The sequence below is a fragment of the Segatella copri genome, assembly GCF_026015295.1.
GTDB lineage: Bacteria > Bacteroidota > Bacteroidia > Bacteroidales > Bacteroidaceae > Prevotella > Prevotella copri_C.
The window spans coordinates 2,983,533-2,996,107 of record NZ_JAPDUW010000001.1; the positions used below are offsets into that span (position 1 = coordinate 2,983,533).

11 protein-coding genes are annotated in these 12,575 nt (G+C 39.9%); 8 read left to right on the plus strand and 3 right to left on the minus strand.

Annotated elements, in window-relative coordinates; genetic code table 11:
- Positions 1-3: 3 nt before the first annotated feature.
- From ONT18_RS12555 to ONT18_RS12575, 5 genes are read left to right on the plus strand one after another with little or no spacing between them, the layout of a single operon-like run.
- Positions 4-1,662, plus strand: coding sequence for a CotH kinase family protein (locus tag ONT18_RS12555; RefSeq protein ID WP_264905858.1), 1,659 nt, complete (start codon positions 4-6; stop codon positions 1,660-1,662).
- Positions 1,659-2,951, plus strand: coding sequence for a glycosyltransferase family 39 protein (locus tag ONT18_RS12560; RefSeq protein ID WP_264905859.1), 1,293 nt, complete (start codon positions 1,659-1,661; stop codon positions 2,949-2,951). The genes ONT18_RS12555 and ONT18_RS12560 overlap by 4 nt, the downstream gene beginning before the upstream one ends.
- Positions 2,952-2,994: 43 nt before the next feature.
- Positions 2,995-3,987, plus strand: a complete 993-nt coding sequence (locus tag ONT18_RS12565) for a glycosyltransferase family 2 protein (protein ID WP_006848233.1) — start codon at positions 2,995-2,997, stop codon at positions 3,985-3,987.
- Positions 3,942-4,922: a glycosyltransferase gene (locus tag ONT18_RS12570; protein WP_117728230.1), complete on the plus strand. Its 981-nt coding sequence runs from the start codon at positions 3,942-3,944 to the stop codon at positions 4,920-4,922. The genes ONT18_RS12565 and ONT18_RS12570 overlap by 46 nt, the downstream gene beginning before the upstream one ends.
- A gap of 12 nt (positions 4,923-4,934) precedes the next feature.
- The gene (locus ONT18_RS12575; protein WP_117728228.1) at positions 4,935-6,080 is read left to right on the plus strand and encodes a glycosyltransferase family 4 protein; all 1,146 of its coding nucleotides are present in this window, start codon (positions 4,935-4,937) and stop codon (positions 6,078-6,080) included.
- Positions 6,081-6,369: 289 nt separating this feature from the next.
- Here the strand turns inward: ONT18_RS12575 and nadA are convergent, their stop codons facing one another.
- The 3 genes from nadA to ONT18_RS12590 form a co-directional block, all read right to left on the minus strand.
- A complete protein-coding gene (nadA, locus tag ONT18_RS12580; RefSeq protein ID WP_117695487.1) occupies positions 6,370-7,362 on the minus strand; it encodes a quinolinate synthase NadA in 993 nt (330 codons plus the stop codon).
- Between the two features lie 551 nt (positions 7,363-7,913).
- Positions 7,914-8,999 (minus strand): glycosyltransferase family 9 protein, encoded by a 1,086-nt coding sequence (locus ONT18_RS12585; RefSeq protein WP_264905860.1) that lies wholly within the window; start codon positions 8,997-8,999, stop codon positions 7,914-7,916.
- 94 nt (positions 9,000-9,093) lie between these two features.
- Positions 9,094-9,696 (minus strand): DUF4254 domain-containing protein, encoded by a 603-nt coding sequence (locus tag ONT18_RS12590; RefSeq protein ID WP_006848239.1) that lies wholly within the window; start codon positions 9,694-9,696, stop codon positions 9,094-9,096.
- A gap of 225 nt (positions 9,697-9,921) precedes the next feature.
- Between ONT18_RS12590 and ONT18_RS12595 the strand changes: the two genes are divergently transcribed.
- Genes ONT18_RS12595 through rnc form a run of 3 tightly spaced genes read left to right on the plus strand, consistent with a single transcriptional unit; the run spans position 9,922 to position 12,515 of the window.
- On the plus strand, positions 9,922-10,158 hold the full coding sequence (locus ONT18_RS12595) for an acyl carrier protein (protein ID WP_006848240.1): 237 nt from the start codon (positions 9,922-9,924) through the stop codon (positions 10,156-10,158).
- Between the two features lie 22 nt (positions 10,159-10,180).
- Positions 10,181-11,443: a beta-ketoacyl-ACP synthase II gene (gene fabF, locus ONT18_RS12600; protein ID WP_118080646.1), complete on the plus strand. Its 1,263-nt coding sequence runs from the start codon at positions 10,181-10,183 to the stop codon at positions 11,441-11,443.
- On the plus strand, positions 11,433-12,515 hold the full coding sequence (rnc, locus tag ONT18_RS12605; protein WP_022120507.1) for a ribonuclease III: 1,083 nt from the start codon (positions 11,433-11,435) through the stop codon (positions 12,513-12,515). Before fabF ends, rnc begins: the two co-directional genes overlap by 11 nt.
- Positions 12,516-12,575 lie beyond the last annotated feature (60 nt).

Consider the following 12,575-nt stretch of genomic DNA (forward strand, 5'->3'; position numbering starts at 1 on the left):
ATTATGAAAAGAATAATTAGTCTCTATACATTCTGCATGCTGACTATAACAATGCATGCCCAATTTATGGTGAATGGACACCAAGCAGTATATGACGCATCAACCAATACTTATCTCATCAGTATTGGGGAAGAAAGTTTTCAAACTGACTTTCAATCAGATATTACTCTAGAAAAAGATTCTCTCTGGACAGAAATATCTATAGATAATATTCCTGTGAATGACAGTTACACCTTTAAGAATATAGAAGGTGGCAAGAAATATTCACTGAATGGTAAAAGAAATGAAGTTACCTTTAGTTCATATATTACCTTTACATCTCTCCCTATCATCAACTTAGCGGGAGATTTTGGATATGATTATGCCAATGGTAGCATAGAAATCATGCTGCCCACATCAGCAAATAGTGAACATTCTCTCATCAAAGCAAAATGGAGAGGAGAATCCACAAACTATTATGACAGACATAAAAGAAACTATAAAATTAAGACACTAAACGAAAAAGGAAAAAGCAAGGATATATCATTCCTTGGACTAAGAGAAGACAACAACTGGATTTTAGATGCAGGACAAATAGACTTGTTCAGGCTGAGAAACAGAATAGCTACCGAGATATGGCAAGATATGAGCACCAAGCCTTATTATGCAGACAAGGAACCAAAGGCACAAAGTGCGGTTAATGGAAAAGTAATAGAGGTGATTCTCAACCATCAATATGCAGGAATCTATTCGCTGACAGAAGCTATGGACAGAAAGCAAATGAAACTAAAAAAATATGATAGCAAAAATCAAGAGTTTCATGGTATGCTTTGGAAAGCCAGCGAATGGGGAAATGCTTTGTTCTGGGGAACAGAAGGTGAATATGACAACAACTCAGAAACATGGAATGCCTTCGAGGTAAAATATCCAGATATAGAAGATGTATGTCCTACCGACTACAGCCTACTATATCAGGCTATAGATTTTGTGGCAACTAGTAATGACGATACTTTCAAATCACAAGTTGCCCAATACTTCGACATTCCTGTTCTTATAGACTATTACATCTTCCTGCAATTTACCAATGCTGTAGATAATACTGGCAAGAATATGTACTGGGCTATCTATGACCAAGCTCAAGACAAGAAAATGACACTGGCTGTATGGGATTTGGACGCAACAGTAGGCAGTAATTGGTCTACCAATCCACTTCATCCAGATTATGTTAAGCCAGATAATAACTTAGCCATCATGAACTTTTATATCTATAACAGACTCTTATCACTTAATGTTGATGGATTTAAGGAAAAAGTAGCTCTCAGATATAAAGAGTTGAGACAAGACAAATTGAGTTTGAGCGCTTTACTAGATAGATATAATAGCTACTATCGGAAGTTAGCTCAAAGTGGCGCAGCCAAAAGAGAAGAAAATAGATGGAGCAAAGATACCGACCTGAATGGTAATGAACTAAACTTTGAGCAGGAAATATCATATATCAATCTATGGATAGAAGCTAGATTAGCCTATCTAGACCAATCTTTACTTCCTGCATCTACAGGTATCAATAATACAATTTTAGACTATCAAGCAAAACAATACATATACAATATACAAGGACAAAGACTAGACAAAATTCCATCACAAGGAGTTTACATTATAAATGGTAAAAAGTATATCAAATGAGCAATAATAGAATCATCAATATCGCAACCATAGCATACTTGGCTTTTCTGCTTATCATTCTAGCCATATTTGGCTATACTCCAACGAATGATACAGATGGATATTTGGAATATGCCCAAGTATGCCTGCATCAAGGAGAAGCATATCCATGTAGTACTCTTATTAAGGGCACTCCTTTTATATGGAACATTGGCTCCATCAACTTAATAGTATTTTCACTTTGGTTGTTTGGTAGTTTCTATCCGATACTTGTTTTGATGTGTATATGTAAAGCTCTGACAGCATGGCTGATAGCCAAAATTGCCCAATATATAAGCAATGACAAGATAGCCATTGCTACACTCTTTATATATATTCTATATCCCAACAACTGGGGGCAATCCACCACATTGCTTAGTGAAATACCCATGATATTCTTGGCTTTGCTTTCACTATATATTCTATTGAGCAAAAACAAAGTATACACACTCATCCTTTCGGGCGTTATCATGGCTTGGGCCAACTGGTTTCGCCCTATAGCAGTACTCTTCATCATTTCCCTATTCATCTATATCCTCCTATTTCAAAGAAAAGAGATATGGAAGAAAAACATTCCTTTCTTAATAGGATGTGGAAGTATGCTAATATTGTTTGGCACAGAATGCTATCACCGAACAGGCTACTTTGTATATCAATGTGACTCATTCTGGTATAATATGGCAGATGATGCCTATAGTGGCGCCACTCCTGATCCACATTTTGGTGAACCTCTCTTCAAAAAAGGCACACCTAGATATATAGAAAATATGCAAGACAAAACTTGTTTTGAATGTCGTGAGATTTGGAAGCAAAGATGCATACCATGGCTATTGAACCATAAAATGGAATATCTTTCAAAGATTCCATATAGACTATATTATATGTATCAGAACGACATAGATAATATGGCAGCATTCTTACCCAATAAGCAAAAAGCTGAAGATAACTATATAGTATTACCCTACAGAAATATCATACAAGAAATAGGCAATCTGAGCAATGCTCAATACCTGGCATTATTATGTACTGTTTATTATTATCTTATCTTACTGACAGCTTTGCTTGGCGGAATTTACGTCATCTATAAAAAGTTATGGCAACAGGGATTCCTGCCTTTATTTATACCCATATTTGGTACGCTCAGCCTAGTTTTGCTAGTACAGGGCGAAACAAGATTTAAGGCTCCCTATATGCCATTTGTCATGATGCTCTCAGCATACTGTATTATGTGGATAAATAGCAAACTCAACAATTATAAGAAAAAACTATAGAAAATAGTATCTTTTTCAAAGAATTATAACTATCTTTGCATCTATGAAATTGAGCATCATCATACCAGTATATCAAACGCAAGACACTATTGATAGATGTATAGAGAGTATCTTGCAACAATCATTCACCGACTATGAGATAATCCTCGTAGACGATGGATCAGATGACGAATGCTCTCTGCTTTGCGACAAATATTCGCAAAAAGATAGGAGAATAACTACTATCCATAAGAAAAATGGCGGATTAAGCGATGCTAGAAATACAGGAATCAAGCATTCCAAAGGAAAGTATATCACCTTTATCGACAGCGATGATGCTATCCAAAACTACACATTGCAAGCATTGATGGACGAAATCAACAAATATCCAGAAACAGATGTTTTGGAATATCCCATTATGGAAAGAATAGGGCATCCATACAAAGAACAACTGCTGGCATTCACTCCTCGCAATTACAACAACTGCTGGGAATATTGGCTCAATGAACAAGGATACCTTCATACCTATGCTTGCAACAAAATATTCAGAAGATGCTTATTCAAGAACGTCTACTTTCCAAAAGGCAAAACCTTTGAGGATGTACAAACCATCCCCTTTCTAATAGGTCTAATCCCTACGGAAGGAACTTTCCAACAGAAAGTAAAGATAAGAGTTACCAACAAAGGCTGCTATCTATATTACTGGAACAATAAGGGAATAACAGCTAGCGCCAAATACGAAGATTTGCTAAGTCTATACATAGGACAGAGCATGGCACTTATCCACACATTCAAGACAATAGGTAATCGAGATGATATTATGCAGAAATATCAACTTTCTATCAACATTTATCTGACGCAGATATTAAATGTTTTGATGGATCTCTTCGAAGTATCGGGAAAATATGAGAATTGTGCTCCACTTATCAAATATACCAAGTTGATAAATAACAAAGGACTAATCAATTCTCTAAAACTCAAGTTATTATTAATTATAGGATATAAAAGATTATGCAAACTCAACAGACTTATACACAAGATATACAGGCACCACTAGTAAGTTTTATCATCACCACTTACAACCTGCCTATCCAATATCTCAAAGAATGCATTGACAGCATTCTCCAGCTCTCACTCAATGCCAAGGAGAGAGAAATCATCTTGGTAGATGATGGCAGCGACATCTGTCCGCTCGACGAAATGGCAGAGTACTTGCAGCATATCATCTATCTGCGCCAACCTAATCAGGGAGTTAGCGTGGCTCGAAACTATGGTATTCAAATAGCCAAAGGTAACTTTATACAGTTTGTGGATGGTGATGACTATCTGATTCAAACTGCTTATGAACATTGTCTGGATATCGTTAGATACCACCAACCAGATATAGTTACCTTCAATTTTGCCAATAGCAAGGCTAAAGAGGAAGTTCCCTACGAACTCCCTACTCCTATCTCAGGAACGGAATATTTAAATAAGCACAATCTGCACGGATCTGCTTGTTCCTATATATTTAGACACAACATCATCGGTAGCCTCCAGTTTACTCCAGGCATCGTATATGGAGAAGATGAGGAATTTACCCCTCAGCTGTTCCTGCGTGCCGAAAGAATCTTCAAGATGGATACTGCTGCTTATTTCTACAGGGAAAACCCAGACTCTGTGAGCCATCAGATAGATAAGGAAATGGTAAATCTGCGCATGAACAATAACCTGCAGGTTATCCTCAAACTGCAAAGCAAGCTAGATGCCATCCCTGTTGGTGAGCGCCAAGCTCTCAATCGCAGAATAGCTCAACTCACTATGGACTATCTCTACAACAACATCAGGATGAAACATAGTTTGATAGCCCTCAATAGAACCATAGCTGAACTAAGACAACATGGACTTTATCCACTTCCCGACAAGGATTATACCAAGAAATATACTATGTTCAGAAAGATGATAGGTACTTATGTTGGAAGAATAACCCTCTTGTTTTTCATTAAGAAATAAGACTTCGCTGATATGAAAATACTATTAATGGGAGAATACAGTAATGTACATGCTACTCTGGCCGATGGACTCCGGAAGCTGGGGCATCAAGTTACTGTAGTATCCAATGGTGACTTTTGGAAGAATTATCCACGAGATTTCAACATGGCTCGACGTCCAGGAAAGCTGGGCGGAATCTTACTTTTACTGAAGTTATACACAATTGTGCATAAACTGCGTGGATATGACATCGTGCAACTTATCAACCCTATGTTCTTGGAGTTGAAGGCCGAGCGTATCTTCCCTATTTATCGCTATCTGCGCCGTCATAACAAGAAAGTGATATTGGGGGGATATGGCATGGATTACTATTGGGTAAAAGTATGTTGCAATGATAAGCCATTGAGATACAGCGATTTTAACATGGGAGAGAAATTGCGCATCACTGCTGATGCTGAAAAAGAAAAGAAAGACTGGCTGGGTACTGCCAAGGAACGTCTAAACCGCATGATAGCTGAAGACTGCGACGGAATCGTGACAGGACTGTATGAATACTGGGTATGTTATCAACCTAGTTTTCCACAGAAAACTACGTTTATCCCATTTCCTATCAAACCGCAATTTATAACTTCAGAAAACAGCAACTCGTATATTCATGTGGAAAATCATCAGGTCTTACCATTGGATACTCCCAAGAAGGTAAAACTCTTCATCGGTATCAACAAAAGCAGAAGCGAATATAAGGGCACCGATATCATGCTGAAGGCTGCACAAGCCATTGCAAAGAAATATCCAGACAAAACGGAACTCCAGATAGCCGAAAACATCCCTTTTGTAGAATATGTAAAAATAATGAATGGAAGCGATGCTATACTCGACCAACTCTACAGCTACACACCATCCATGAATCCACTGGAGGCAATGGCAAGAGGAATCATCTGCATAGGTGGCGGAGAACCTGAAAATTATGAGATTATACACGAGGATAAACTACGCCCTATCATCAATGTACTTCCTAACTACGAAAGCGTTTACCAAGAACTGGAGCACCTTGTATTGCATCCAGAACTTATTCCTTTACTCAAGCAGCAAAGCATCGAATACATCAACAAGCATCACGACTACATCAAGGTTGCTGAAAGATATGAAGCATTCTATCAAAAACTGCTTATCCAATAAGGGAAAATAAGAATATCATCAAAGAAAAATGTTGATAAACAAAAATAGAGCATTCAAATCACTTGAACGCTCTATCTTTATAATTAGATTAAATTTTCTAATATTATTTGTATAAGTAAAAGATGATGAAATGACGTTTCACAACGTCCGTTTGTTTTAACTGATGCAAAGATACGACGATTTTTGTCTATAAAGTCGTAAATTATACATTTTATGGTAGCGAAATATGATTTTTTCACCCATAAAAAACAATTTTTACCACCAATCTTATAATTTTCACCACATTATTCTACGATAGTGACAACATCTTTTCTATTGGTTTGACCGCTTTTTTCGCTATTTCAGGAGCCACTTCAACTGTTGGCCAACCAAATTTCAATGCATTGTATATCTTCTTGAGCGTATTCATCTTCATATACTCACACTCGTTGCAGCTGCAACCTACTCCACCCTCGCTTACCTCTGGAGGTACGGGATAGAAAATTACGTTAGGACAATTACGCTCCAGCTCATGCAGGATACCAGCCTCTGTAGCGATAATATACTCCTTGATTTCAGGATGCTCTTGGGCATAATGCAACATGGTGGCTGTAGAGCCCTTTACATCGGCTACAGCAAGTACTGGTGCCTTGCACTCCAGGTGAGCCATCACAACAGCCTCAGGATGCTTCTGCTTCAGTTTAACTATAGCCTCTACAGAGAATTTCTCATGTACATGGCAACCACCGTTCCAAAGCAACATATTGCGGCCTGTAACGCTGTTTATATAGTTACCGAGATTATAGTCTGGACCAAAGATGATTTTTTCGTTCTGTGGAAAACTGTCAATCACCTTCTTGGCATTACCGCTTGTCACTACACAATCAGTCAGCGCCTTTACTGCAGCCGTAGTGTTTACATAACTCACAACCTTATATCCTGGATGCTCTTCCTTGTACTTTTTCAAATCCTCAGCCTTACAGCTGTCAGCAAGCGAGCAACCAGCATTCAAGTCAGGACAGATTACGGTTTTGTCAGGACTCAAGAGTTTGCATGTCTCAGCCATGAAGTGCACGCCACACATAACCATTACCTGGGCATCGGTTTCTGCAGCTTTACGAGCCAAAGCCAGAGAGTCGCCAACAAAGTCGGCGATGTCCTGAATCTCACCTACCGTATAGTAGTGGGCGAGGATAATAGCATCTTTCTCCTTGCAAAGCTTTCTGATTTCAGCTTTCAAGTCCAAGGCTTCGTCAACTGGTTCGTCAACGTATCCTTTCTCAATCCATTCTTTTTTCACCATAACATTCATATTATATTTCTTATTTTTTATTTTTTTTAAAAAAGAATATAGAGATGATGATATGCCGTGGATAAGTGGATAACATTCTGCATAAAAACTTGCGTATTTCGTTATCCAAGTCTTATTTCAGTTTATCCGCAGAGGCCTTTGAAATCTTTTTCTTGTCTCTTAATGCATTAACCGGTTTATCAACATTTCCCCAATTCGGTGCAAAGTTAATAAGTTTATATCTTTTTTCGGTCAAAAACTGCGAAAAAGTTTCTAAAAACTTAATAATATCTATGTGGATATCCTCTTTTCGTTGGTTTGAGATAGGTATGTGTGGATATTTACAAACTTATTAAAAAGTTATTATTGGGGTTTTCCGTACACTTATCCACGCTTTTGTGGAAAACAAAAAAGAGCAGAAATCCATCAGGATATTCTGCTCTCTGGTCTGAGTTATTTATATGGTAGTTTTTGATTATAGGATTTCCATCTGTTTCTTTCTATTCTATACCTATTTATATATAGGTTTCTGATATATTATTATATATAGAAGTTCTGATTCTCTATCTTTTGTTCAAAACAGAATCAATTTTTTCTGTTACCAGTTCAGGAGAGATATTTTTCATACATGCGAAGTCTCCCCTAGCGCAAGGCTTGTTACCATAGATACTGCAAGGGCGGCAAGGTAAGTCAAGCTGTACGGCATTGGCAGGATCCTGATGCCAGCCCATGAAACCTGCGTATGGATGGGTAGCTCCCCAGATGCTTACTACAGGAGTGTTTACAAGCGATGCCAAGTGCATATTGGCACTATCCATGCTCACCATAACGTGCAGATGACTAATCAGGATGAGTTCCTGTTTCAATCCGTTAAGATGAGAAGAAGCGTTAATGAGCTGTGGATACTTCTCAGCCCAGTCGTTCATCACTGGTGTTTCGTCTTTGCCTCCACCGAAAAGGAAGATATGAGCGTGTGGATGATTGTGGATAAGTCGCTGGATAACTTTTTCCATCAGTTGTATCGGATATATTTTTCCCTCGTGTGCAGCGAAGGGAGCAATACCAATCCACGGCTCTGTTATGTGCTTGTCTTCTAGTGAGATAGCATTCTCTCCTACTCCGAATACCTCCTGTGGTAAGATACTTAAATCTCCTTGTTTTCCATCCCCATAGATAGATGTGAAATCCATGTGGATAGGATATCCAAGTTGTGCAAAAACATCAGCATAGTTTTGGAACGATGTAGGTTGCTGCACAAGTTTTTTACCATTAGAAGCTACCAGCTTGCGTTTTCCCTTGCGATGTTTGTCAATATGTGCAACCTTGAAGTTATCCAGGTTGAAGCGCATACGCAGATAATCGGAACGCAGCACGCTATGTAAATCGGCAATTGCTGTAAACTGTTTGGCTATCAATCGGCGATAGAGTGCGTTGAGTCCTTTCACCCCTTTGTATTCCTCCTTGATATCAGCTTCCATAAATCCAACGTTAGGAGCCAAGTCTTCAAAGAAAGGACGGGCAAAGGGACGACTGAGCACAGTAATTCTTACTTTCGGGTATTGTTTGGCCAAAGATTTAATTACAGGTACGGTCATGGCTACATCGCCCATGGCTGAAAATCTAATTACCAGGATATGCTCAGTTTTCATCGTTTTTTTCTTCTATATATAATATAAGGTGAAAAAAGAGAGCCATACCTCTTATTATATAATAAGGTGTATGCGCTCTCCTATTCTGTTTTTTTTATTTCTTGTAGAGTACAGGATTGGTTGAAGGATCGTTGTACATCTTCATCTGTCGGTAAACCTTCATGTATTTGCGTCCAGCCTCGATATCTTCCAAGAGTTGGTCGATAGCTGTAGAAAGGTCTACCTGCTGTTCCAGGAGTACATCCAGTTTGGCTTGGCATTTCGCTTTGTGCTCAGCCGAAGCTTCCGGGCGTTCCACCTGCTCCTTCATGTGATAAATCTTGAGGGCAAGAATACTCAAGCGGTCAACAGCCCATGCAGGACTCTCAGTGTTGATGCGTGCATCATCCTGAACCTTCACGTCTTTGTATGTTTCGCGGAAGTAAGTATCGATTTGCTCAACGAGGTCTGTTCTGTCCTGGTTGCTCTTGTCGATTCTGCGCTTCAATACGAGTGCTTCAGCCGGGTCTATCTGAGGATCACGGATAATATCCTCGAAATGCCACTGTACTGTGTCAATCCAGCACTTCAGATAAAGGCAGTTCTCGATGCTACCTTCCTGATATGGATTATTGATTGGTGTATCAATGTTGTCTTTGATATGATAATCGGCTATCGCCTGATTAAATATCTTATTGGCTTTTTCTGTAAATGTCATAATGGATTTAAATGTTTAATTAATACCGTACAAAAGTAACAAAATAATCTGAAACGACCAACAAAAAAGGAAAAAAATGCCAAAAAAATGCACAATTAGGGGGTGTTTGTGCACTATAATGCACTTTTTTCGCCAAAATATTTGTTTATCTCAAAAAAAAAGTGTTCCTTTGCACCCAGATTTTTAATTAGAAATTGATTTATAAACATTTTAAAAGTTACAATTATGTCAGAAATTGAAAGCAAAGTAAAGGCAATTATCGTTGATAAACTCGGTGTTGATGAGGCTGAAGTTAAGCCAGAGGCAAGCTTCACAAATGATCTTGGTGCAGATTCTTTGGATACTGTAGAGTTGATCATGGAGTTCGAGAAGGAGTTCTCTATCTCTATCCCAGACGATAAGGCTGAGAAGATTGCTACTGTAGGTGACGCTATCTCTTACATTGAGGAGAACGCTAAGTAATTTAGCAGCTAAATTATACTAAATGGAATTAAAGAGAGTTGTTGTAACAGGTCTCGGTGCTGTGACTCCAGTTGGTAATACTCCTGAGGAAACTTGGGAGAGCCTCCTTGCTGGTAAGAGCGGTGCTGCGCCTATTACTCATTTCGATACAACCCTTTTCAAGACCAAGTTCGCTTGCGAGGTTAAAGGCCTGAACATCAATGATTGGATTGATCGTAAGGAAGCTCGCAAGCTTGACCGTTATACCCAGTTGGCTATGATTGCTGCCATGCAGGGTGTAAAGGATGCTAATATCGATCTTGAGAAGGAAGACTTGAACAACGTTGGCGTTGTATTTGGTGTAGGTATCGGTGGTATCAAGACTTTCGAGGATGAGGTGAAGTACTATGGTACTCACGAGGAGAATGGTCCAAAGTTTAACCCATTCTTCATCCCTAAGATGATTGCAGATATCGCTTCAGGTCAGATTTCCATCCACTTTGGATTCCACGGACCAAACTACACTACTACATCTGCATGTGCTTCTTCAAGCAATGCATTGGCTGATGCCTTCAACCTGATTCGTTTGGGTAAGGCAAACATCATCGTTAGCGGTGGTGCAGAGGCTGCTATCTGCGCTTGTGGCGTAGGTGGTTTCAATGCTATGCATGCATTGTCAACACGTAATGATGACCCAGAGCATGCTTCACGTCCGTTCAGCGCAAGCCGTGATGGATTTATCATGGGCGAGGGTGCAGGTTGCTTGATTCTCGAGGAACTTGAGCACGCTAAGGCTCGTGGTGCGAAGATTTATGCTGAGATGGTAGGTGAGGGCGAGAGTGCCGATGCTTATCACATCACAGCATCTCATCCTGAGGGTCTTGGTGCTAAGCTCGTTATGGAGCGTGCACTTGCTGATGCCAATCTGAAGCCAGAGGACATTGACTATATCAATGTTCACGGTACATCTACCCACGTAGGTGATATCTCAGAGGCTAAGGCTATCAAGGCTGTCTTCGGTGATGCAGCTTACAAGCTCAACATCAGTTCTACCAAGTCAATGACTGGTCACCTCCTTGGTGCTGCTGGTGCAGTAGAGGCTATGGCTTGTGTTCTTAGTGTGAAGAACGATATCGTTCCTCCTACTATCAACCACGAAGAGGGTGATAATGATCCAGAGCTCGATTACAACTTGAACTTTACCTTCAACAAAGCTCAGAAGCGTGAGGTTCGTGCTGCATTGAGTAATACTTTCGGATTCGGCGGTCACAACTGCTGTGTAGTATTCAAGAAGTATGCTGAATAATTTTATAGATAGGATAAAGCTCTCTTTCCGCAAGGATAAAGAGCTTTATTTGTCTTTATATGAAATCCTCGGTTTTTATCCTCACGACATCAGCTACTACAAGATGGCGCTGTTGCACAAGAGCATCATGCACCGCAATTCTAAGGGAAAACCAGTGAACAACGAGCGGTTGGAGTTCTTGGGTGATGCGGTTTTGGATGCTGTAGTAGGAGATATCGTGTACCAGCATTTCCCTGGCAAGCGTGAGGGATTCCTTACCAATACCCGAAGCAAGCTAGTGCAGCGTGATACGCTGAATAAACTGGCACAGGAAATGGGCATCAACCAGCTGATTCTTTCTAATGGCCACAGTTCTTCTCATAACAGTTATATGGGAGGAAATGCGTTCGAAGCTTTGGTAGGTGCCATTTATCTGGACCGTGGTTACGATGCCTGCATGTATTTTATGCAGAAACGTATTCTGGCACAAATGATAAACATCGATAAGGTGGCTTATAAGGAGGTTAACTTCAAGAGCAAACTCATCGAATGGAGCCAGAAAAACCGCGTGAAGCTGGATTTCGTTATGCTAGACCAGCAAAAAGACAAGAATGGTAGCCCGATTTTCACCTATCAGGTTGTACTCGAAGGTGTTGAAGGTGGAGTAGGAAAGGGCTATTCCAAGAAGGAAAGCCAGCAGGTGGCTTCTAAGACTAGCTTGGAAAAACTGCGCAAAGAACCACAGTATATTGATGCTGTGTTCACAGCTAAGGCTAACCGCACCAAGATGGAAGAGGAACCTGTTGAAAACGTGCCTAACACAGAAGTGAAAGACGATTTCATCATCTCGCAGGATGCTGATGCACAAAACGCACCGGTAGAGGAAAAGCACATCAATGTTTTCAAAGAGGAGGTTTTCACAGAGAAATCTGCCGAAACTGCCCAGGAAACTGAAGTGCAGGTCGAGGTGAAGGATGAAAAGAAGGAGAGTGATGAGTTCGATTTGAGCGACATCACGGCTCAGCCTAAGGAATTATCAAGAGAAGAGATTATTGCCGCTGCCGAAGCGGCTGCTTTCGGTAACGATGAGTAAACTGTATCTCTTTCCGGATAGGAAATACGATTTAATAGAAGACTCCCATAAGATGGTTAA